This is a genomic window from Cupriavidus alkaliphilus (assembly GCF_900094595.1).
GTDB classification, from domain to species: Bacteria; Pseudomonadota; Gammaproteobacteria; order Burkholderiales; family Burkholderiaceae; genus Cupriavidus; species Cupriavidus alkaliphilus.
Genome location: NZ_FMAD01000008.1, coordinates 94,436 through 114,743, shown reverse-complemented (window position 1 = coordinate 114,743; position 20,308 = coordinate 94,436). Strand labels below are relative to the sequence as shown.

Below are 20,308 nucleotides of genomic sequence, written 5' to 3'. Positions count from 1 at the left end.
GCGTGCGCGCGCAGTGCCGGCAGCGCTCGCAGCGGCGGCTAGCCGTGCTGCGCCGGGAAGCGCCGCGCGATCTCCAGCTGCGCCTGCAGTTCGGCCGGCATGGCCGCGTACAGGCAGTCGAACATTGCGGCCGGATCCGGCGGCGGCATCGCCAGGTAGGTTTCGACCGCCTGCGCCACCTGCTGCGAACAGGCCCTGACCAGCGCCTCTTCACGCGCCGCGTCCCAGGCGTGCAGGGCCAGCAGGTGGGTGCGCAGCCGCAGCAGCGGCTCGTGCTGCCAATGCGCCTTGACGCTGGCCTCGTCGCGGTAGCGCGAGGCATCGTCGGCGGTGGTGTGGTCGCCCAGCCGGTAGGTGATGGCCTCGATCAGCGCGGGACCGCCGCCGTCGCGCGCGCGCGCGATCGCTTCGCCGACGCGGTGGCGCACCGCGACCACGTCGTTGCCGTCGACCTGCTCGCCCGGGATGCCCGCGGCAATGGCCTTCTGCGCCAGCGTCTGCGCCGCGGTCTGGCCGCTGCGCGGCATGGAGATCGCCCACTGGTTGTTGTTGATCACGATCACCAGCGGCGCGCGCCAGGCGCCGGCCATGTTCATGCCTTCATAGAAGTCGCCCTTGGAGGTGCCGCCGTCGCCCAGCAGGCAGACCGCCACGCGCGGCTCGCCGCGCAGCTGGAAGGCGTAGGCGGCGCCGGCCGCGTGGCATACCTGGGTGCCGATCGGCACGCAGTTGGCAAAGTCGTGCGGCGCCGCGGCAAAGCCGCTGCCGCGCTCGTCGCCGCCCCAGTAGAGCAGGCTCTCGGTCATCGTGACGCCGCGCACAAACTGCGCCGCGTGGTCGCGGTAAGAGGGCACCAGCACATCCTCGGGCCGCATGGCGTAGGCCACGCCCACGCCGATCGCCTCCTGGCCCAGCGCCGACGCAAAGGTGCCGATCTTGCCGGTGCGCTGCAGCGCGATCGCCTTCAGGTCGAACTGGCGCGTCAGCACCATCGCCTGGTACAGCGGCACCAGCGCGTCGGGGTCGGTGGCGAATGGTGGAGGGGAAGCAGTGGGAGGAGTGGTGTCGCCCGGCGGGGCAAGGTAGCGGGTATAGCCGATCTCAAAGCGCGCAACCGTGGACATGGCAGGTCTCTCGATGCGGTTGTCTCGACAGGATCCGCGCGGACCGGGGCGAGGATCTTCGCGCCCTCCGCGGCAATGATCGCGTTGTGATCCCTGCCGTGCTTTTTGGGCGCGGGGGACTTGAGCTTGAGTGTAGGGCATTTGCGCGGCCGGCGCGGCGCGAAATTGTCTTGCTGCGCACAATGCGGCGATGCCCCGCGCCGGCCGCCGCTCAGCCTTCCAGGTGCGGCTGCATCAGCGCGCGGAACCACTCCAGGAACACCGCGAGCCGTGCCGAGCGCTGGCGGCGGTGCGGATAGAGCAGCGACACCGGCATGCTCGCCGGGCGCCAGTCGGGCATGACTTCCAGCAGCTGTCCGGAGTCGAGCAGGTGCTGCACGTCGAAGCGCGGAATCTGGATCAGCCCGATTCCGGCGAGACAGCAGGCGATATAGCTCTCGGCATTGTTGACCGAGACACGGGTTGCCACGTCGGCCTCGCGCCCGCTGCCATCGGCATCCAGGAATTCCCATGGCAAGTCGCGGCCGGTGCGGGGGCTGGCGTAGCCCACCGCGAGGTGGCCGCGGCGCAGGTCGGCCGGATCACGGGGCTCGCCGTGTTCGCGCAGATAGGCGGGGCTGGCACAGTTGACCAGCGCGATCCGGCCCAGCGGCCGCACTACCAGGCTGCTGTCGGCCAGCACGCCGAAGCGCACCGCGCAGTCCACGCCCTCCTGCACCAGGTCGATGGCGCGGTCGCTGGAACCAAGCGACAGCTGCAGCCGCGGATGGCGGCGCAGCAAGGCGGGCAGCGCGGGTGCCACCAGCCGGCGCGCGATGCGGCTCGGCATATCGACGTTCAGGCGGCCGCTGGCCTGGCGCTGCCCGGCCTGGAACAGCTGGTCGATATCCTCGACCTCGGCCAGCAGCGGGCGCAATCGTTCAAGCAATTGCGCGCCATCGGCGCTCAGCCGCACCTGCCGCGTGGTCCGGTGCAGCAGGCGCGCGCCCACCTGGGCCTCCAGCTCCTGCACCGCCGCCGACACCGACGCGCGCGGCAGCCCGAGCGCATGGGCGGCCTTGATGAAGCTGCCCATCTCGGCCACCTGCAGGAATACGCGGTACTGGTCGAATCTGTCCATGCGCCTCGCCCGTCGATGGCGCAAGCATACCTGCAATGCGCGCGCGCGCCGCAGCGGTGGCCTGCCTGGTGGCCTATTTGGTCGTGTACCCGCCGTTGATGAGGATGGTCTGGCCGGTGATCCACCAGCCGTCGCTGACCAGATGGCGGATAAAGGGCACCACATCCTCGATATGCGTCAGTCCCGTCGGCGAGAACGGCGACAGCGCCGCCGCGCTCTTGTGATAGGCCACGGCGTCGTCGCCTTCCTGGCCGTAGAAGAAGGGCGTATCCATCGGGCCGGGTCCTACCGCGGTCACCGAGATGCCGCGCGCACCGAACTCCTTGGCCGCGGCGCGGGTAAAGTGTTCGACCGGCGCCTTGGTGCCGGCATAGGCGGCATAGAAGGGCGTGAACGCACCCAGCAGCGAGGTCACCAGCGTCACGATCTTGCCGTGGTCGTTGACGTGGCGGCCGGCTTCCTTCAGGAAGAAGAAGGCGCTCTTGGCGTTGACGGCCGACATCTCGTCGTACTCGGCCTCGCTGATCTCGGCGAACGGCTTCTTCAGCACCTTGCCGACCGTGTTGACGGCGATATCGGGACGGCCCACCGCGGCCACGGCATCGGCAAACAGCCGCTCGACCGCGCCCGCGCTGGTCAGGTCCGCCTGCAGTGCCACCGCCTGTGCGCCGCTTGCCTGGAGCGCCCGGACCGTGGCCTCGGCGTCGGCGCGCGAGGCCGCGCTGTTGTAGTGGATGGCGATGGCCCGCGCGCCCTGGGCGGCCAGGTCGCGCGCGATCAGCCCGCCCAGGTTCTTGGCGCCGCCGGTGATCAGCGCGACCTTGCCGCGGATGGAATGGTCAGCCATGGAAACTCTCCTGTGGATGCGTCGAAGGAGGCTTCAGCTTAGGCGGCCGGGACTGTGGAATAAATCGGCGGCGACTGGATAGATCATCCAGGAAACCAGAACAATACGCCCGGGGACTCAGCGCTGGTACGGCGGCGGCACGAAGCCGGCAAAGCGCTGTTGCGTCACCGACTTGAATTCGGCGGACTGATAGGCCTCGCGGATGTCCCTGACGAAGGGCTTGTTCAGGTCGGCGGTCTTCACCGCGACCAGGTTCATGTAGTAGTCCGGAATCTTCTCCAGCGCCAGCGCGGAGGTCAGCTTCAGGCCCGAGGCCAGTGCATAGTTGCCGTTGACGAAGGCATAGTCGACATCGTCGAGCGAGCGCGGCAGCTGCGCGGCTTCCAGCTGGATCAGCTTGAGCTTGTGCGGATTGGCGTCGATATCGCGTTCGCTGGCGCGGATCGGGTCGGTGCCGGGCTTGAGCGTGACCCAGCCGATCTGCTGCAGGATGGCGATAGCGCGCGCAAGGTTGGTCGGGTCGTTGGGCAGCGACACGGTGTTGCCCGCCTTCACCTCGGCCAGCGCCTTGTGCTTGCGGCTGTAGATCCCGATCGGCGCGGTCGGCACCTGGATCACGTCGCTCAGCGCCAGCTTGCGGTCGGCCGAGAACTTCTTCAGGTAGGCCACGTGCTGGAAGGCGTTGGCGTCGATGGCGCCGTCGGCCAGCGCCAGGTTGGGCTGCACGTAATCGCTGAACTCGACGATGGTGACCTTGTAGCCGCGCTGTTCCAGCACCGGCTTGACGCCATAGCGGATCTGGTCGGCATACGGGCCGGCGGTAGCGCCGAAGCGGATTTCCTTCTTGTCCGGATCGGCCGCGCCGACGCCTTGTACCACGCCCAGCGCCAGCACGGCTGCCGCCAGCCGCGCGGCCAGGCCGAATTTCCCGTATTGCATCGGATGCTCCCCTTTGATGTGGTGGTGTGCCCGCGGCGTCGCGCCGTGGCATCGGGCCATTGTATGGAAAAGCAGCCAATGGACGAACGAGCGTTTACTCATGGCGATATGCCGGTGCGGAATAAGGAATAAAGCCTACGCTGTAGGAACGCGTCACGCGTCACGCGTCACGCGTCACGCCTTTGCCAAGCCATGGGAGGCCGCCATGCCCGAACAACTGACCAAGCATCCCGACGTCACGATCCAGGTGCTGCGCAGCGCCGGCGCCCGCTGCGGCGAGGGCGAGGCGCAAGCCATCCTGCGCAGCTGTCCGCCGGCGCGCTTTTGCAAGCTGCCGGGCGGAGAGGTCTGCGTGTACGGCCTGGATGGCGCGCCCGCGATGACGCAGTTCACCGCCGCCGACTGGCAGTCGCTCGCGCCGCTGGCGCGGGGCGGTGCCGACCATGCTGGCGCGGGCGCCGCGGCGGGCGCTTGGGGCGGCATGGCGGGGGCGACCTTCATTGCGGGGTTGGTTGCCGGTGCGCTGGCTGCCGCAGTGCTGGCGCGCTGGCGGCGCGGCCGTCGCCGGGGTTAGCCGTGGCTGGCGTGGGGCTTTTGCTGGCATGGTGTTTGCGGCGATTCGCCGGCCATGACACCGCTGCCATCCGCTTCCGACCACTTCCGCCTGCTGGAGAACGGCGAGGAGTATTTTCCGTGCGTGTTCGACGCCATTGCGCGCGCGCGCGAAAGCGTACTGCTGGAAACTTTTATCCTGTTTGAAGACGAGGTAGGCCACAAATTGCACGCGGCACTGCTCGCGGCCGCGCGCCGCGGCGTGCGTGTGGCGCTGACGGTGGACGGCTTCGGCTCGCATGACCTGTCGCCGGCCTTTATCGCCGGGCTGGTCGATGCAGGCGTGCAGTTCTGCACATTCTCTCCGCGGCCGCGGCTGTTCGGCGTGCGCACGCATATCTTCCGGCGCATGCACCGCAAGCTGATCGCCGTCGATGCCGAGGTGGCGTTCGTCGGCGGCCTTAACTTCTCGGCGGAGCACCTGTACCAGTTCGGGCCGCTGGCCAAGCAGGACTATGCGGTGGAAATACGCGGGCCCTTTGCACGCCAGGTGCACGACTTCCTGGTGCGCGCGATGCCTGGCGCGTGTCCGCCGGCGCCCATGCCCGAGCCTGTGGCCGAACGCGAGGCGCCGGATCCGCGCATGCAGGCCGCACGCGCGATCCTGGTCACGCGCGACAACCACCGCCACCGCAACGACATCGAGTTTGCCTACCTGGACGCGATCCGCGCGGCGCGGCGCGAGGTCATTATCGCCAACGCTTACTTCCTGCCGGGCTACCGGCTGCTGCATGCGCTGTGCGAGGCTGCCGCGCGTGGCGTGCGGGTGCGGCTGCTGCTGCAGGGCAAGCCCGACATGCCGTGGGTGGCGCGCGCCGGCGGCCTGCTCTATGCGCACCTGCAGGACGCCGGGGTGCAAATCCTCGAATACGTCGAACGGCCCTTCCATGGCAAGGTCGCGGTGGTGGACGGCAACTGGGCCACGGTCGGCTCCAGCAACCTCGATCCGCTGAGCCTGTCGCTGAACCTCGAGGCCAATCTGGTGATACGCGATGAAGCCTTCGCGAGCCACCTGCGTGGCCGGCTCGAAGCGCTGATCGGCGCGCGCTGCCGCGCCGTGGCGCCCGGGCAGAAGTCGCCGCGCAGCCGCCTCGACGCGCTGGGCGCGACGGTGATGTTCCACTTCCTGCGGCGCTTCCCGGCCTGGGCGGGCTGGCTGCCGGCGCATGCGCCCCGGCTGGTGCAACCGATGCCGGGGCGACGCAACGCGCGGCGCGTGGTGGTGTTGCGCGGAGGCGCGGAATGACCGGCGCCGAGGCCTTGACCGCCATCCGCCAGCATGCGCACTGGCCGGCCTGGCGCCGTGCCATCGGCATCCTCTTCATTGCCGCCGTGCTGGCGCTGATCGCGCGCAAGCTGGGCACCATCGACTGGGACGCGGTGCTGGAAGCGCTGCGCGGCTTCAACGCGCGCACGCTGCTGCCGGCGGCGGGCTTCGTGGCACTGAGCGGGCTGCTGTACAGCCAGTTCGACGTGCTGGGCTGCCGCTATGCCGGGCACCCGCTGCCGCTGCGCCGCGTGATGGCGATCTCCTATGTCAGCTACACGCTCAGCCTCAACCTGGGCGCCACGCTGGGCGGCGCGGGCGTGCGCTACCGGCTGTACTCGCGCGCGGGGTTGAGTGCGCCGCAGATCTGGAGCCTGTTCGTGGTGGTGGTCACGACCAACTGGCTTGGCTATGCCGTGCTGGCGGGCGCCATCCTCGCCGGCGAACTGGTGGTGCTGCCGGCGGAGTGGGGCATTCCCGCGACGTTGACGCGGGTGTTGGGCGTGCTGATGCTGGCGGTGCCGGCCGGCTACGTGGCCGCGTGCGCGCTCTGGCATGGCCGCCACCGCACCGTGCGCGACCATGACATCTATATGCCCACGGTGCGCTTTGCAGCGTTGCAATGCGCGCTGTCGGCGGCCCACTGGATGTCGATGGCGGCGATCCTGTATGCGCTGCTGCATACGCATGCCACCTACTTCACGGTGCTTGGCGTGCTACTGGCGTCGGGGCTGGCGGGCGTAGTGGTGCGCATCCCTGGCGGGCTGGGCGTGATCGAGACGGTGTTCCTGACAATGCTGGGCGACCAGGTGCCGCACGGGCTGCTGCTCGCGGCGCTGATCGCTTACCGCGCGCTGTACTACCTGATCCCGCTGATGATTGGCGCGATCGGCTATTTCGTGCTGGAGGCGCGCGGCAAGCGGGATGGCGGGGAGGGAGTGGGGTGAGGTGAGCGGCTGGTGCGAGCGCCGGTCCTCTCCCCCGGCCCCTCTCCCCCGCCCCCTCTCCCGCGGGCGGGAGAGGGGAGCAAACCAGCGGTATTGAATCGGGGCCGGCGCTCAGGCTGCGGCCAGCGCGCGGTCCAGGTCCTCGATCAGGTCGTCGATATGCTCGATGCCAATCGACAGCCGCACCATGTCTTCGCTGACGCCGGCCGCCTGCAGTTCTTCGGCGTTGAGCTGGCGGTGCGTGGTCGACGCCGGGTGGGTGGCCAGCGACTTGGCATCGCCGATATTGACCAGCCGCGTGAACAGCTGCAGCGCATCGAGGAAGCGCGCGCCGCCCTCGCGGCCGCCCTGCTTCAGGCCGAACGACAGGATGCCGGGGCCGCGCCCGCCCAGGTATTGCTGCACCAGCGCGTGATCGGCGTGGTCGGGCAAGCCGGCAAAATTGACCCACGCCACCTTGGCGTGCTGCTGCAGGTGGCGTGCGATCGCCAGCGCATTGTCGGTGATGCGGTCCAGCCGCAGCGCCAGGGTCTCGATGCCCTGCAGGATCAGGAACGCGTTGAACGGCGACAGCGCGGCGCCGGTATTGCGCAACGGCACCACGCGCGCGCGGCCGATATAGGCGGCCGGCCCCAGCGCTTCGGTATAGACCACGCCGTGGTACGACACGTCCGGCTCGTTCAGGCGGCGGAAGCGCTCCTTGAGCTGCGCCCACGGGAACTTGCCGCTGTCGACGATGGCGCCGCCGACGCTGTTGCCGTGGCCGCCCAGGTACTTCGTCAGCGAATGCACGACGATATCGGCGCCATGCTCGAACGGCCGGCACAGGTAGGGCGACGGCACGGTGTTATCGACGATCAGCGGCACGCCGTCGTTGTGCGCCACGCGCGCGATCGCGGCGATATCGACCACGTTGCCAAGCGGGTTGCCCACCGACTCGACAAACACGGCCTTGGTGCGTGCATCGATCAGGTCGCCGAAGCTGGACGGATTGCGGCCATCCGCAAAGCGGGTCTCGATGCCGGACTGCGGCAGCGTGTGCGCCAGCAGGTTGTAGGTGCCGCCGTAGAGCTGGCTGGACGAGACGATGTTGTCGCCGGCCTCGGCGATGGTCTGGATCGCATAGGTGATCGCCGCCATGCCGGACGCCAGCGCCAGCGCGCCCACGCCGCCCTCGAGCGCGGCCAGGCGCTGCTCGAGCACGTCGTTGGTCGGGTTCATGATGCGGCTGTAGATGTTGCCGGCCACCTTCAGGTCGAACAGGTCCGCGCCATGCTGCGCGTTATCGAAGGCGTAGGCTACGGTCTGGTAGATGGGCACGGCCACCGCGCGCGTGGTGGGATCTGGCGAATAGCCGCCATGGACGGCCAGGGTTTCGAGTCTCATCGTGTTCTCTCTGTTGTGTGCCGGACCGGCGCGTCGGGGAGGCCCCGCTGCGGCGCCGGGCATGCCGGGCGGTGCGCCCGCACGGGCGTACCAGGCTGTGCGATGGTACCAGCGCCGTAGCGGGCATCGCCGCCATCGTCGCCGACTGCCGGTGCGCGCGGCAAGGAACGTTATTGCATGTGGTTATGCGCAGCATGGCGCGAAGGTCGAGTCCGGTCGTGCGCACCGCGATATGCGATAAGCGGATAAGCGTCGGCGCTTTGATTCGTTGACCATGCCAGCAGCGGCTCCCTACAGTGCGAGCTTGCACGCGGCATCCCCTGCAACGAGCAAGGGGCCGCGCCGGCCTTCTTCCTATGCCCGAGCCTGCCATGACGACCGCAACCGCCCCCGCCAGTGTTTCGCGCCAGCACAGCGCCCCGCATCCTGCCGTCCACGCTTGCGACGCAGGCCGCTTCGAGATCCGCCCGCTCGCTGCGCCGCTCGGCGCCGAAGTGATCGGGCTGGACCTGTCACAACCGCTGACGCAAGCGGATTTCGCGCGCATCCATCGCGCCCACCTCGACCACCACGTGCTGGTGATCCGCGACCAGCGCATCACGCCCTCGCAGCAGATTGCCTTCAGTCGCCGCTTCGGCCCGTTGCAGGTCCACGTGCTGCACCAGTTCCAGCTGCCCGGCCATCCGGAGGTGCTGGTGGTCTCCAACGTGGTCGAGAACGGCAAACCGATCGGGCTGGGCGATGCCGGACACTTCTGGCATTCGGACCTGTCGTACAAGGAACGGCCCAGCCTTGGCTCGCTGCTGCATGCGCGCGAGCTGCCCGCCGAGGGCGGCGATACGCTGTTCGCCAACATGCACCTGGCGTGGGATACGCTGCCGGCCGCGCTGCAGCGTGCCGTCGATGGCCGGCAAGCCGAACACACCTACCTGGCCCGCTACGCCGAGCTGCAGCAGCGCAGCCCGTGGCGGCCCGACCTGACGCCCGAGCAGGTGGCGCAGGTCCGGCCGGTGCTGCAGCCGGTGGTACGGACCCATCCGGAAACCGGGCGCAAGGCGCTGTTCGTCAGCGAACACTTCACCACCCGCATCGTCGGCCTGCCCGAGGACGAAAGCCGCGCGCTGCTGGACCAGCTGTTTGCGCACAGCGTCAGGCCCGCGCATATCTATCGCCACCGCTGGCAGCCGCACGACCTGGTGTTCTGGGACAACCGCTCGCTGCTGCATCTTGCGGCCGGCTGTCCGCCGCATCTGCGGCGCGTGATGTACCGCACCACGATTGAAGGCGACGTGCCGCGCTGACCGCGCAGCGCGATCGCCGGCCATCCCGTAGCGCTCGCTTGCGCGAGTGCCAGTCCAACGCATCCCCGGAGTCCGGAACATGTTTTCTCGTCTTTCCCGCAGGCTCGGCCTGCTGGCGCTCAGCGCCGGCCTGGCCCTCACCGGCACCGCGCACGCCGAAGGCCGGCTGCGCATTGCCGAACAATTCGGCGTGGTCTACCTGTTGCTCAACGTAGCGCGCGACCAGCAACTGATCGAAAAGCACGGCCGCCAGCAGGGCGTCGATATCAAGGTCGAATGGACCCAGCTGTCCGGCGGCGCCGCGGTCAATGACGCGCTGCTGTCGGGCGCCATCGATATTGCCGGCGCCGGCGTGGGGCCGCTGCTGACGCTGTGGGACCGAACCCATGGCAAGCAGAACGTGCGCGGCGTCGCCTCGCTGGGCAACTTCCCCTACTACCTGGTCAGCAACAATCCCAGGGTCCGGACCATTGCCGATTTCACTGACAAGGACCGCATCGCGCTGCCGGCGGTCGGCGTCTCGGTGCAGTCGCGCGTGCTGCAGCTGGCCGCGGCCAGACAGTGGGGCGACAAGGAATACAACCGCCTCGACAAGTGGACCGTCGCGGTGCCGCATCCGGATGCGGCGGCGGCCATCATTGCCGGCGGCACCGAGATCACCGGCCACTTCGGCAACCCGCCGTTCCAGGAGCAGGAGCTGGCCGGCAACCCGAACGCGCGCATCGTGCTGAACTCGTACGACGTGCTGGGCGGACCGAGCTCGTCCACGGTGCTGTACGCCACCGAGAAGTTCCGGAATGACAACCCGAAGACCTATCGCGCCTTCGTCGACGCGCTGGCCGAGGCCGCCGCCTTCGCCACCGCCAATCCCGAGGCCGCCGCCGACATCTACCTGCGCCAGAGCAAGGCCCGCACCGACCGCGCGCTGCTGCTGCGCGTGTTGAAGAATCCGCAGGTGCAGTTCCGCGTCGCCCCGCAGAACACCTTCGCGCTGGCGTCGTTCATGCATCGCGTCGGCGCGATCCGCAACCAGCCCAAGTCCTGGCAGGACTATTTCTTCCCGGACCCGGTCACCGCGCAAGGGAGCTGAGCATGGCCAGCCACAACCTGCGCGTGGTCTCGGACCGCGCCGCGCCGCTGCTGCAGGTGGACGGCGTGTCGCTGGAGTACCGCACCCCCGAACGCATCGTGCGCGCCACGCACCGCGTCAGCTTCGACGTGCACGCGGGCGACCGCTTCGTGCTGCTGGGCCCGTCGGGCTGCGGCAAGTCCACGCTGCTGAAGGCGGTGGCGGGCTTCGTCGCACCCAGCGAGGGCGAGATCCGGCTCGAAGGCCGGCGCGTGCAGCAGCCCGGCCCGGACCGCATCGTGGTGTTCCAGGAGTTCGACCAGCTGCCGCCGTGGAAGACCGTGCTGCAGAACGTGATGTTTCCGCTGCGGCACGCGCGTGGCCTGTCGCGCGCCGCCGCGCGCGAACTGGCGCTCGATAGCCTGCGCAAGGTAGGCCTGGCCGAATTTGCCGGCGCCTATCCGCATACCCTGTCGGGCGGCATGAAGCAGCGCGTGGCGATCGCGCGCGCGCTGGCGATGCGGCCCAAGGTGCTGCTGATGGACGAACCCTTTGCCGCGCTGGACGCACTGACGCGCCGGCGCATGCAGGAGGAACTGCTGGCGCTGTGCGATGGCGCCGCGCTGACGCTGCTGTTCGTCACCCATTCGATCGAAGAGGCGCTGGTGGTGGGCAGCCGCATCCTGCTGCTGTCGCCGCATCCGGGACGCGTGCGCGCGGAGCTCGACAGCCACCAGTTCAACCTGGCGAGCCAGGGCAGCGCCGAATTCCAGGCCGCGGCGCAGCGCATCCATGGCCTGCTGTTCGACGCGCCAGGCACCACGGACCTGCCGCAGGCGCGCAGCGCGGCGGCACGCTGAAACCGACATTGCATCATGACCCAACCCTCCCTTAGCCTGGCCGACCCGCTGCGGCCGGAATACGAGCGCGAGCCCGAGCCCTTCACCGAAGCCCCGCTGGCACGCCCACTGCCGTGGCACCAGCGCGCGTGGCAGCAGGACTGGCTGCGCAAGGCGCTGATCCTGCTGGCGCTGGGACTGATCTGGGAAGCGGTGGCGCGCATCCAGGACAACGACCTGCTGCTGCCGTCCTGCCTGGCCACGCTGCGCGCCTTTGGCGCGGCGGTGGGGAGCGGCGAGCTGCCGGGCAAGGCGGCGATCTCGCTGTCGGTGCTGCTGCGCGGCTACGCCGCCGGCATCGTGCTGGCGTTCGTGCTGACCTCGCTGGCGGTATCGACGCGCCTCGGACGCGACCTGCTGGACACGCTCACCGCCATGTTCAACCCGCTGCCGGCGATTGCGCTGTTGCCGCTGGCGCTGCTGTGGTTCGGGCTTGGCACCGGCAGCCTGGTGTTCGTGCTGATCCATTCGGTGCTGTGGCCGCTGGCACTGAACATGTACGCCGGCTTCCGCGCGGTGCCGCCGACGCTGCGCATGGCCGGACGCAACTACGGGTTGCGCGGCCTGCGCTATGTCGCGCTGGTGCTGGTGCCGGCGGCGCTGCCCGCGATCCTGTCCGGGCTGAAAATCGGCTGGGCCTTTGCCTGGCGCACGCTGATCGCAGCCGAACTGGTGTTCGGCGCGTCGTCAGGGCAGGGCGGGCTGGGCTGGTTCATCTTCCAGAACCGCAATGAACTCTATACCGACCGCGTATTCGCGGGGCTGGCCGCGGTGATCCTGATCGGCCTGCTGGTCGAGGGGCTGGTGTTCACCACGCTCGAGCGGCTGACGGTGCGCCGCTGGGGCATGCAGCACTAGCCTTGTCCGATGGGGCGCGCGCGCGTAGGCTACGGCTGCGGTAGCCAACCGGAGCCTGCCCATGACCATCATCCATCAAGCCGCCGCCATGGGGTTCGCCCGCCAGGCCGATACCTACGCACGCGGTCGACCCGAATACCCCGCCGAAATCGACACGTGGCTGCGCGGCGCGCTTGGCTTGCATGCGGGCCGCGTGGTGCTCGATCTCGGGGCCGGCACCGGAAAGTTCACGCGCCGGCTGGTGCAGACCGGCGCCACGGTGATTGCGGTGGAGCCGGTGGCGCAGATGCGGGCGCAACTGGCGGCCGCGGTGGGGCCGGTGCAAGTCCTGGAGGGCAGCGCCGAGGTGATCCCGCTGGCAGAGGCCGGCGTCGACGCCGTGGTCTGCGCACAGGCGTTCCACTGGTTTGCCAACGCGCGGGCACTTGCGGAGATTCGCCGCGTGCTGCGCCCCGGCGGCCGGCTCGGACTGGTATGGAACGTCAGGGATGAAAGCGTGGACTGGGTGGCGCAGCTGACGGCCATCATGGCGCCGTATGAAGGCGACGCCCCGCGCTTCTACAAGGGTGACTGGAGGCAGGTGTTTCCCGCCGAGGGCTTCGGGCCGCTGGTGTTGCAGAGTCTGCCCTACGCGCATGTAGCACCCCCGCAGCAGGTGATCGTGGATCGCGTCATGTCGGTAAGCTTCATTGCGTCGCTGCCAGAACCGGAGCAGGCGATCGTGCGCGCGCGCCTGCACGTGCTCATCGACCAGCATCCGGCGCTGTCGGCGCGCGCCGAGGTTGCCTTCCCGTACCGCACCGAGGCCTATCACTGCGTACGGCTCGCCTGAGCCTACATGGTCGCCTGCCGCACCCAGAATGCCGCGCCAACGCGCACCGCGCAGCGCTCGCGCTGCCGCTCCGCTTCTGCACGGCGCCGCGCGCGGGTGCTGGCCTGGACCTGCTCCCAGATATCAAGCATGGCGCTGATCTTGGGCAAGGCATTGAACCCGGCCGCGGTCGGCAGCCAGCCCGTCCCGCAAGGCTGGAACAGCGGCATGCCGAGCGCGGCCTCGAGCTGGCGCAGCTGGTAATGGAGCCGCTGGGGCTGGATGCCGAGCGCCTGGGCGGCGCGGGCGGCGTCGCGATGCTGCATCAGCGCGACAAAGACACGCAGGGAGAGAAAGGAGACGCGCCGGTTGATGAGTCGGTAAGCCATGCCCATGTCATGGCCGGGGGGCGGTGTCGCGCTCGCGCGCTGCTACGGGTCCCCGGCGGATCGAAGTGGATCGATCGTAGCGGGGCGGCGCGGGGCAGGTGAGCAGCCGGATTCAGAAATGCAGCGCGGAATCTTCCGGCGAGGCGTGCGGCAGTTGCGCAGTCAGTGCATCGGCCTCAGTGCATCGGCAACTGGCCGATCGCGGTCAGTGCCAGCACCACGTCCGGCGACAGGCGGCGCTCGCTGCACGGCACGCCCGCGGTCTCGAGCGTGGTCCACAGGTCTGCGTCGCCGGTGACGATGCGTTGCCGCAGCTGGGCCAGGTATGCATATTCCGCGGAGGTCAGCGGGCGCGGAGCGCTGCGCAGGTCGTCCAGGATGGCACTAAGCGAGAGTGCGGGAACGGTCATACCAAGGTCGGGAATAGCACGGCGATGAGACATTGCGGCGGAAACAGCAGGATGGTGCGGAGTTGAGCAACGCATGATTCTATCCATCCGGTGCAGCGGCCGCTAAAGCAAAAGCCGGGGCAATTTACCCCGCTGATTCCGCTTGCAAAGCCAGGAGTGGCGAATAGGCTAAGCGCGCGGCGCGCGATGTGGCGCATGCGTCCGTCCAGAGGGCGCAGAAGGCGCTTGCGCGGGCCGGCAATGCCGTCGGGCAGCAGCCAGGGTGTTGCAGAAAAACGCCACCATGCGAGCTTGCGCGCGTCGGGGCCGCGGCACACGGCCCGCCGGGAACGCGGATTGACAACCCCCACAGCGTTCTATACGGTGGCGCATCGTTTCGACCCAACGCCGCCAAGGTTCATCCCCGCCCCCCGCCATGCCACGCAAAGCCGCACAGGTTTCCGAAGCCGACAAGCACGCCGCCGCCGGCGGCGCCATCGCCGTGGACCGGGCCTTGTTCGTGCTGTCGGTGTTCCGCCTGGGCGATGGGGCGCTGGCGCTGGCCGAACTGGCGCAGCGCAGCGGCCTCTACAAGAGCACGCTGCTGCGCTTGCTGGCATCGCTCGAACACGCCGGGCTGGTGCTGCGCCATGCCGACGGCCGCTATGGGCTGGGGCCGGAGGTGGCGCGGCTGCACGCGGTCTATGCCGCGTCGTTCTCGCTCGAGGCGGTGGTGATGCCGGCCCTGCGCGAACTGGTCAACGTGACGCGCGAAAGCGCGGCCTTTCATGTCGAGCAGGGCGAACACCGGTTGTGCCTGTACCGCGTGGATTCGCCGCAGCCGGTGCGCGACCACGTGCGCGCGGGCGAGCTGCTGCCGCGCGACCGCGGCGCCGGCGCGCGCGTGCTGCGGGCCTTCGCCGGCGAGCCCGGCGAGCTCTATGACCGGATCCGGCAAGACGGCGTGGCGGCGCTGGTCGGCGACCGCAGTCCCGATCTGGCCGGCGTGTCCGCGCCGGTATTCGGCCCGGACGGCGTACTGGCCGGTGCGCTGACGCTGACCTGCCCGGCGGCGCGCTACCGCGACGGTTTCCGCGACGATGTGCTGCAGGCGGCGCGCTCGCTGACGCGCGCGCTCGGCGGCACGGCGCCGCACGGCACCCCGGGACCGGCCGTCCCGGACTGACGGTAAACCGCGGCCGGGTGCAGCGCACCCGACCCGGCTTGCAGGGGGTGCCAAGCTGGCGCCGGCACGGGCTATCATGCGGCTGGCATGAAAAACAGCGCACGTCACATCTGGTGAAATCAGCGCCCGCATGCCTCCCGTCGCGCCCCGTAGCCTGATGCCCGCCGATCGGTATTGACGGCAGGCGGACGGCATCCTTGAGGAAATCCCTTGCACCTGGACCAGCAGACCATTGCGGTGGTGATGATGGTGTTTTTCTGCGGCACGCTGATCATTGCGGCGGGGCTGGTGTTCGCGTTGCGCGCGAGCATGGCGGGGCGGCTATGGGCGTTTGGCCATGTGCTGGTGTCGGCCGCGGGCCTGGCGCTGGCGGTCAGCGCGGCCAGCGGCACCGGCCAGCTCGGCACGCTGGGCGCGTTCGCCTTCGTCGCCGGCTGGCTGCTGATCTACCGCGGCGTGCGGGTCTACTACGGCGTGCCCGCGCATCCCGGCGCGCTGGCAGGGGCGGGCGCGATCGTGCTGGGCCTGATGGCGGCCTCGAGCGGCCTGCCTGAAGGCCCGCAGCTGGTGCTGCGCATTGTCTATGGCGTGCTGGCGCTGGTGTCGCTGGCCACCTTCGCCACGCTGGCGCGCGCCGGGCGCGGGCGCCGCAGCATCGGGGCGCCGCTGGTGCTGGTGGCCAGCCTGGTGCAGCTGGCCACGCAGCTGGCGGGCTTCAGCCACGCCACGAGCCTGCCCGCGGGCGGCACGGCTGCCGGCGCTGCCGCGGCGCCGCTGACCCTGTTCTTCGCCGGCCCGGCCGATTCGGCCTGGGTGCTGGCGCCGCTGATCGCCACGCTGCTGGGGCTGTTCGGCTTCACCGTGATGGCGATGGAGCAGATCGTCGCGCACAACGAAAGCGGCGCGCGCATCGACGCCCTGACCGGGCTGCTCAACCGCGGCGCGCTGGAGATGTCGGCGCTGTCGCTGGTGGCGCGCTGGCAGCGCGACGGCCAGCCGCTGTCGTGCCTGGTGATCGATATCGACTACTTCAAGCAGGTCAACGACAGCTGCGGCCACCACGCCGGCGACGCGGTGCTGCGCGAAGTGGCGCAGGCGCTGGACAACTCGCGCCGCGCCTCGGACGTGGCCGGGCGCTATGGCGGCGAAGAGTTCTGCGTGCTGTGCCCGCATACCGACGAGCAGCAGGCCTCGGCACTGGCCAACCGCGTGCTGCGCAAGGTGCATGGGATCGCCTTGCCTGCCGGGCGCGGCCATGCCAGCGTCAGCATCGGCGTGGCGCAGCTGCGCGGCGGCGCGGGCAGCAGGGAGGCGCTGTGGCGGACCCTGTTCGCCGATGCCGACCGCGCGCTCTACCATGCCAAGGCGCAAGGGCGCGACCGCTATGTGCTGGCATCGTCGATGGCGGAGCCCGCCGCCGGCGCGGCGGCTGCGCCGCTGCTGGAGCCGGCACCCGACCTGGCCGCCTGAGCGCGCGATCCGGTCTGCCGCGGGTGTTGCCGCTTATGCGGACGAATCCGGCGCCGGCACGTCGCGCGCCGGCGCGCCGTCATAGCGCCACAGGAACTGGCGCGGCATCGGGCCCTTGTTGCGCCCGCCCTCGCACTGCTGCTCCCACGCGTGCGCGAGGATGCCGACCGAGCGCGACAGGCAGAACAGCCCGCGCGCCAGCGGCGCGGCAAAGCCCAGTTCGGCGTAGATCACCGCGGTGGCGCCATCGATGTTCATCGGGATCGGCTTGCCGCGCCCGGCGCCGAGCGCGGCCTCGACCGCGCGCGCGATGGCCGCGTAGCGGCCGCTTACCACGCCGTCTTTCGCCGCCTGCGCGACCAGCGCCAGCAGCCGCGGCGCGCGCGGATCGACCGGATGGAAGCGGTGGCCGAATCCGGCAATGTACTTGCCGTGCAGGTCGCGGTAGCGCTGCAGCGCGTCTTCGACGGCCAGCGCCATCGTGTTGCCGGCGTCCAGCCGCTGCGCCACGTCCTGGTACAGCGCCACCGCCTGCTCGCCCGCGCCGCCATGCACGTCGCCCAGCACGTTGACGGCCGACGCCATGGCATTGTTCAGCCCCACGCCGCAAGTCGCGGCCATGCGCGCGATGGCGATGCTGGGTGCCTGCGGGCCATGGTCGACGGCAGCCATCAGCGCCGCGTCCAGCAGTTCGCCCTGGCCCGGGCCGGGCAGCTCGCCACGCAGCATCAGCCAGATCATCTGCGCGAACGACACCCGGCCGATCAGCTGTTCGATCGGGTAGCCACGGTAGCGGATCTCGCCCGGGCGCATGTCGATGATGCCGGTGCGCCACCAGTCCTGCGACAGGCGCTGGCCGGCGTCCATGCCGTCGTCGTGTGTGGGGCTGCCGCTCATATCGCACCCTCCCGGTTCAGTTCATCGATGTCCGCATCGCTGTAGCCCAGGCTGCCCAGCACCTGGCGCGTATGCTGGCCAAGTTGCGGCGGCGGCGTGTCGACCGCCGGCGCTTCGCGGTTGAGCTTGAAGCCGGTGCGAACCACGCGGATGTCGCGGTCCACGCCGGGGGCATCGGCAAACTCGCCGATCATGCCGCGCTCGCTGACCTGTGGATGGGCCAGCGTCTGCGGCACGGCCAGCACCGGGCCCGCCGGCACGCCGGCCGCGGTCAGCAGCGGCCACCACTCGGCGGCCGGCCTGGTTGCCAGTTCGGCTTCGAGCGCCTGCGTCAGCGCGGCCCGGTTGGCCAGCCGCGCCTGCCGCTGCGCGAAGCGCGCATCGTCAGCCAGCGCCGGGCGCCCCACTACGCGGCACAGCGCTTCGAACTGTTCCTGCTTGTTGGCGGCGATATTGAGCAGGCCGTCGGCGGTGCGGAAGGTGCCGGACGGGCTCGCGGTCATGTTCTCGTTGCCCATCGGCGTGGGCGCCCGGCCTGCGATCAGGTGGTTGGATACCGCCCAGCCCATCGTCGCCAGCGTCGCCTCCAGCATCGATACGTCGATGAAATAGCCCTCGGTGCGCGCGGTATCGGCCAGCGCCGCCGACACCGCCAGCGCCGCGGTCAGCCCGCCGATGGTGTCGGACACCGGATAGCCCACCCGCAGCGGCGCGCTGTGGGCGTCGCCGGTGATCTGCATCACGCCGGCCATGCCCTGGATGATCTGGTCATAGGCGGGCAGCCCGGCAAGCGGCCCGTCCTGGCCGAAGCCCGAGATCGCGCAGTAGATCAGCCGCGGGTTGTCCTGCTTCAGGGTTTCATAGCCCAGTCCCAGGCGCGCCATCACGCCCGGCCTGAAGTTCTCGACCACCACGTCGGCGCTTTGCACCAGCTTGCGGAACACGGCCTTGCCCCTGGCGTGCTTCAGGTTCAGGGTGACCGACTGCTTGCCGGGGTTCTGCGCCAGGAACGACACGCCCATCAGGCGCTGGTTCAGCTCCGGGTCTGCGCCCAGCTGGCGCGCCAGGTCGCCGCTGCCGGGAGTTTCGACCTTGATCACTTCGGCGCCGAGGTGGGCCAGCTGGTGGCAGCAGAACGGCCCGGCCAGCACGTTGGTGAGGTCGAGCACGCGGATATGGCGTAAAGGTTTTTGCATGGCTGGGGTCAGATCTCCGTTGCTCGATGTGTTCTGTACAACAGAACAATGATCTTTGGTAAAGAACAAACGCAGCATAGGAGCCGCCCCGCATCCCTGTCAAGATTGCCCTCAGCGGCCCCGCCGGCATGGCGGCGAAGTCCGACAGGCACGGACCCGGCCGCTGCCCTACAATAGCGCCCCCGCCCGCGCCCCCCTTGTGTCGCGCGGACCACTTTGCTGGCAGGAAAATGAAATCGAAGATGTCAAACGCATGCGGCCTGGATTTCGGCACGTCCAACTCGACGGTGGGCTGGAGCCGCCCCGGCAGCGCGCCCGCGCTGCTGCCGCTGGAGGATGGCAAGGCGACGCTGCCGTCGGTGATCTTTTTCCATGCCGAGGATCCGCTGGTCAGCTACGGCCGCGCCGCGCTGGGCGATTACCTGGCGGGATACGAGGGCCGGCTGATGCGGTCGCTCAAGAGCCTGCTGGGCACCTCGATGATGGACGACAGCACCGAGGTGATGGGCCAGGCCATGCCGTTCCGCAAGCTGCTGGCGCATTTCATCGGCGAGCTGAAGACGCGCGCCGAGCAGGCCGCGGGGACCGGCTTCTCGCGCGCGGTGCTGGGGCGCCCGGTGTTCTTTATCGACGAGGACCCGGTGGCCGACCAGCTGGCCGAAGACACCCTGGCCGGGATCGCGCGCGACGCGGGCTTCAGCGAGATCGCCTTCCAGTATGAGCCGATCGCGGCGGCGTTCGACTACGAGGCCGGCATCACGCGCGAGGAACTGGTGCTGGTCGCCGATATTGGCGGCGGCACCTCGGACTTCTCGCTGGTGCGGCTGTCGCCCGAGCGCGCCGCGCGCAGCGACCGGCGCGACGACATCCTGGCCAACGGCGGCGTGCACATCGGTGGCACCGACTTCGACCGCGCGCTCAGCCTGGCGCGCGCGATGCCGCTGCTGGGCCTGGGCAGCGCGCTGCGCAACGGCAAGGCGATGCCGTCGAGCCAGTATTTCGACCTGGCCAGCTGGCACACCATCAACCTGCTCTATACGCGCAAGGCGTGGTCGCTGGTGATGGACAACTATCGCGACGCCGCCGACACGGTCAAGCTCGACCGCCTGGTGCGGCTGATCCGCGAGCGCGCCGGGCACTGGCTGGCGATCCAGGTCGAAGCCGCCAAGATTGCGCTGTCGGACTCGGGCAGCACCGAGGTGGATCTGCACCGGCTGGAACCGGACCTGTCGCTGACCATCACGCGCGAGGAGTTCGACGACTCGATCGACAAGCTGGTGACGAAGACCGAGCAGACCGTGCACAAGCTGCTGGCCGACGCCGGCGTGGCCGGTTCGGCGGTCGATACCATCTTCTTTACTGGCGGCTCCAGCAGCGTGCCGCTGCTGCGCCAGCGGCTGGCAGCGTTGCTGCCCGAGGCGCGCTGCGTCGAAGGGGACCGGTTCGGCAGCATCGGCAGCGGGCTGGCGCTGGATGCGGTGAGGAAGTTTGGGTGAGGGGGCGCGGGCCTGTAGCACGCTGGGGGTTTGCTCCCCTCTCCCGCTTGCGGGAGAGGGAGTACGCAAGCGGGAGTTGCAAGGCTTGAGGCAATGATGCTGCTG

At 69.6% G+C, this 20,308-nt stretch carries 20 protein-coding genes; 11 read left to right on the top strand and 9 right to left on the bottom strand.

Annotation, left to right across the window (positions count from 1 at the left end; all coding sequences use genetic code 11):
- Positions 1–38: 38 nt before the first annotated feature.
- The 4 genes from pdhA to GA0116996_RS17875 form a co-directional block, all read right to left on the bottom strand.
- On the bottom strand, positions 39–1,124 hold the full coding sequence (gene pdhA / locus GA0116996_RS17890) for a pyruvate dehydrogenase (acetyl-transferring) E1 component subunit alpha (RefSeq protein WP_092314313.1): 1,086 nt from the start codon (positions 1,122–1,124) through the stop codon (positions 39–41).
- A gap of 211 nt (positions 1,125–1,335) precedes the next feature.
- Entirely contained in the window at positions 1,336–2,244 is a 909-nt protein-coding gene (locus tag GA0116996_RS17885; protein ID WP_092314311.1) for a LysR family transcriptional regulator, read from the bottom strand.
- A 73-nt stretch (positions 2,245–2,317) separates the two neighbouring features.
- Positions 2,318–3,091 (bottom strand): SDR family oxidoreductase, encoded by a 774-nt coding sequence (locus GA0116996_RS17880; protein ID WP_092314309.1) that lies wholly within the window; start codon positions 3,089–3,091, stop codon positions 2,318–2,320.
- Positions 3,092–3,208: 117 nt separating this feature from the next.
- Positions 3,209–4,030: a MetQ/NlpA family ABC transporter substrate-binding protein gene (locus GA0116996_RS17875; protein ID WP_092314307.1), complete on the bottom strand. Its 822-nt coding sequence runs from the start codon at positions 4,028–4,030 to the stop codon at positions 3,209–3,211.
- A gap of 205 nt (positions 4,031–4,235) precedes the next feature.
- Between GA0116996_RS17875 and GA0116996_RS17870 the strand changes: the two genes are divergently transcribed.
- Genes GA0116996_RS17870 through GA0116996_RS17860 form a run of 3 tightly spaced genes read left to right on the top strand, consistent with a single transcriptional unit; the run spans position 4,236 to position 6,856 of the window.
- Positions 4,236–4,604 (top strand): hypothetical protein, encoded by a 369-nt coding sequence (locus tag GA0116996_RS17870; protein ID WP_092314305.1) that lies wholly within the window; start codon positions 4,236–4,238, stop codon positions 4,602–4,604.
- 54 nt (positions 4,605–4,658) lie between these two features.
- The gene (clsB, locus tag GA0116996_RS17865) at positions 4,659–5,888 is read left to right on the top strand and encodes a cardiolipin synthase ClsB (protein WP_092314303.1); all 1,230 of its coding nucleotides are present in this window, start codon (positions 4,659–4,661) and stop codon (positions 5,886–5,888) included.
- Positions 5,885–6,856, top strand: coding sequence for a lysylphosphatidylglycerol synthase domain-containing protein (locus tag GA0116996_RS17860; protein WP_092314301.1), 972 nt, complete (start codon positions 5,885–5,887; stop codon positions 6,854–6,856). The genes clsB and GA0116996_RS17860 overlap by 4 nt, the downstream gene beginning before the upstream one ends.
- Positions 6,857–6,967: 111 nt before the next feature.
- Here the strand turns inward: GA0116996_RS17860 and GA0116996_RS17855 are convergent, their stop codons facing one another.
- A complete protein-coding gene (locus tag GA0116996_RS17855) occupies positions 6,968–8,242 on the bottom strand; it encodes an O-acetylhomoserine aminocarboxypropyltransferase/cysteine synthase family protein (protein ID WP_092314299.1) in 1,275 nt (424 codons plus the stop codon).
- 371 nt (positions 8,243–8,613) lie between these two features.
- Here GA0116996_RS17855 and GA0116996_RS17850 point away from each other — a divergent pair, with 371 nt between their 5' ends.
- The 5 genes from GA0116996_RS17850 to GA0116996_RS17830 all read left to right on the top strand — a co-directional run bounded on the left by GA0116996_RS17850 (position 8,614) and on the right by GA0116996_RS17830 (position 13,201).
- Positions 8,614–9,543 (top strand): TauD/TfdA dioxygenase family protein, encoded by a 930-nt coding sequence (locus GA0116996_RS17850; RefSeq protein ID WP_244159903.1) that lies wholly within the window; start codon positions 8,614–8,616, stop codon positions 9,541–9,543.
- Between the two features lie 79 nt (positions 9,544–9,622).
- Complete coding sequence (locus GA0116996_RS17845) at positions 9,623–10,633, top strand: ABC transporter substrate-binding protein (protein ID WP_092314295.1); 1,011 nt, start codon at positions 9,623–9,625, stop codon at positions 10,631–10,633.
- A 2-nt stretch (positions 10,634–10,635) separates the two neighbouring features.
- Positions 10,636–11,472 carry an ABC transporter ATP-binding protein gene (locus tag GA0116996_RS17840; RefSeq protein WP_092314293.1) on the top strand — a complete coding sequence of 279 codons (837 nt, stop codon included), beginning with the start codon at positions 10,636–10,638 and terminating at the stop codon, positions 11,470–11,472.
- A 15-nt stretch (positions 11,473–11,487) separates the two neighbouring features.
- Entirely contained in the window at positions 11,488–12,369 is an 882-nt protein-coding gene (locus GA0116996_RS17835; protein WP_092314291.1) for an ABC transporter permease, read from the top strand.
- Between the two features lie 61 nt (positions 12,370–12,430).
- Positions 12,431–13,201 carry a class I SAM-dependent methyltransferase gene (locus GA0116996_RS17830; protein WP_092314289.1) on the top strand — a complete coding sequence of 257 codons (771 nt, stop codon included), beginning with the start codon at positions 12,431–12,433 and terminating at the stop codon, positions 13,199–13,201.
- A 2-nt stretch (positions 13,202–13,203) separates the two neighbouring features.
- Here the strand turns inward: GA0116996_RS17830 and GA0116996_RS17825 are convergent, their stop codons facing one another.
- Together GA0116996_RS17825 and GA0116996_RS17820 are read right to left on the bottom strand one after the other, a co-directional pair.
- Positions 13,204–13,575: a helix-turn-helix domain-containing protein gene (locus GA0116996_RS17825; RefSeq protein ID WP_243419692.1), complete on the bottom strand. Its 372-nt coding sequence runs from the start codon at positions 13,573–13,575 to the stop codon at positions 13,204–13,206.
- A gap of 170 nt (positions 13,576–13,745) precedes the next feature.
- A complete protein-coding gene (locus GA0116996_RS17820) occupies positions 13,746–13,979 on the bottom strand; it encodes an IclR family transcriptional regulator (protein ID WP_232344686.1) in 234 nt (77 codons plus the stop codon).
- A gap of 415 nt (positions 13,980–14,394) precedes the next feature.
- Here GA0116996_RS17820 and GA0116996_RS17815 point away from each other — a divergent pair, with 415 nt between their 5' ends.
- Both GA0116996_RS17815 and GA0116996_RS17810 read left to right on the top strand, forming a co-directional pair.
- Complete coding sequence (locus GA0116996_RS17815) at positions 14,395–15,144, top strand: IclR family transcriptional regulator (RefSeq protein WP_092314285.1); 750 nt, start codon at positions 14,395–14,397, stop codon at positions 15,142–15,144.
- 210 nt (positions 15,145–15,354) lie between these two features.
- Positions 15,355–16,614, top strand: coding sequence for a GGDEF domain-containing protein (locus tag GA0116996_RS17810; protein WP_092314283.1), 1,260 nt, complete (start codon positions 15,355–15,357; stop codon positions 16,612–16,614).
- Positions 16,615–16,647: 33 nt separating this feature from the next.
- On the opposite strand, the gene GA0116996_RS17805 is transcribed toward GA0116996_RS17810, so the two are convergent.
- The gene (locus tag GA0116996_RS17805; protein WP_092314281.1) at positions 16,648–17,511 is read right to left on the bottom strand and encodes a citryl-CoA lyase; all 864 of its coding nucleotides are present in this window, start codon (positions 17,509–17,511) and stop codon (positions 16,648–16,650) included.
- Positions 17,508–18,707 carry a CaiB/BaiF CoA transferase family protein gene (locus GA0116996_RS17800; protein WP_092314279.1) on the bottom strand — a complete coding sequence of 400 codons (1,200 nt, stop codon included), beginning with the start codon at positions 18,705–18,707 and terminating at the stop codon, positions 17,508–17,510. Before GA0116996_RS17800 ends, GA0116996_RS17805 begins: the two co-directional genes overlap by 4 nt.
- A gap of 230 nt (positions 18,708–18,937) precedes the next feature.
- On the opposite strand from GA0116996_RS17800, the gene GA0116996_RS17795 reads away from it, so the two are divergent.
- The gene (locus tag GA0116996_RS17795) at positions 18,938–20,203 is read left to right on the top strand and encodes an Hsp70 family protein (protein ID WP_092314277.1); all 1,266 of its coding nucleotides are present in this window, start codon (positions 18,938–18,940) and stop codon (positions 20,201–20,203) included.
- The last annotated feature ends 105 nt before the right edge of the window (positions 20,204–20,308 follow it).

Coding starts and splice junctions, on each gene's coding strand:
- pdhA (WP_092314313.1), bottom strand. CDS start 1,124: ATGTCCACGGTTGCGCGCTTTGAGATCGGCTATACCCGCTACCTTGCC.
- GA0116996_RS17885 (WP_092314311.1), bottom strand. CDS start 2,244: ATGGACAGATTCGACCAGTACCGCGTATTCCTGCAGGTGGCCGAGATG.
- GA0116996_RS17880 (WP_092314309.1), bottom strand. CDS start 3,091: ATGGCTGACCATTCCATCCGCGGCAAGGTCGCGCTGATCACCGGCGGC.
- GA0116996_RS17875 (WP_092314307.1), bottom strand. CDS start 4,030: ATGCAATACGGGAAATTCGGCCTGGCCGCGCGGCTGGCGGCAGCCGTG.
- GA0116996_RS17870 (WP_092314305.1), top strand. CDS start 4,236: ATGCCCGAACAACTGACCAAGCATCCCGACGTCACGATCCAGGTGCTG.
- clsB (WP_092314303.1), top strand. CDS start 4,659: ATGACACCGCTGCCATCCGCTTCCGACCACTTCCGCCTGCTGGAGAAC.
- GA0116996_RS17860 (WP_092314301.1), top strand. CDS start 5,885: ATGACCGGCGCCGAGGCCTTGACCGCCATCCGCCAGCATGCGCACTGG.
- GA0116996_RS17855 (WP_092314299.1), bottom strand. CDS start 8,242: ATGAGACTCGAAACCCTGGCCGTCCATGGCGGCTATTCGCCAGATCCC.
- GA0116996_RS17850 (WP_244159903.1), top strand. CDS start 8,614: ATGACGACCGCAACCGCCCCCGCCAGTGTTTCGCGCCAGCACAGCGCC.
- GA0116996_RS17845 (WP_092314295.1), top strand. CDS start 9,623: ATGTTTTCTCGTCTTTCCCGCAGGCTCGGCCTGCTGGCGCTCAGCGCC.
- GA0116996_RS17840 (WP_092314293.1), top strand. CDS start 10,636: ATGGCCAGCCACAACCTGCGCGTGGTCTCGGACCGCGCCGCGCCGCTG.
- GA0116996_RS17835 (WP_092314291.1), top strand. CDS start 11,488: ATGACCCAACCCTCCCTTAGCCTGGCCGACCCGCTGCGGCCGGAATAC.
- GA0116996_RS17830 (WP_092314289.1), top strand. CDS start 12,431: ATGACCATCATCCATCAAGCCGCCGCCATGGGGTTCGCCCGCCAGGCC.
- GA0116996_RS17825 (WP_243419692.1), bottom strand. CDS start 13,575: ATGGGCATGGCTTACCGACTCATCAACCGGCGCGTCTCCTTTCTCTCC.
- GA0116996_RS17820 (WP_232344686.1), bottom strand. CDS start 13,979: ATGACCGTTCCCGCACTCTCGCTTAGTGCCATCCTGGACGACCTGCGC.
- GA0116996_RS17815 (WP_092314285.1), top strand. CDS start 14,395: ATGCCACGCAAAGCCGCACAGGTTTCCGAAGCCGACAAGCACGCCGCC.
- GA0116996_RS17805 (WP_092314281.1), bottom strand. CDS start 17,511: ATGAGCGGCAGCCCCACACACGACGACGGCATGGACGCCGGCCAGCGC.
- GA0116996_RS17800 (WP_092314279.1), bottom strand. CDS start 18,707: ATGCAAAAACCTTTACGCCATATCCGCGTGCTCGACCTCACCAACGTG.
- GA0116996_RS17795 (WP_092314277.1), top strand. CDS start 18,938: ATGAAATCGAAGATGTCAAACGCATGCGGCCTGGATTTCGGCACGTCC.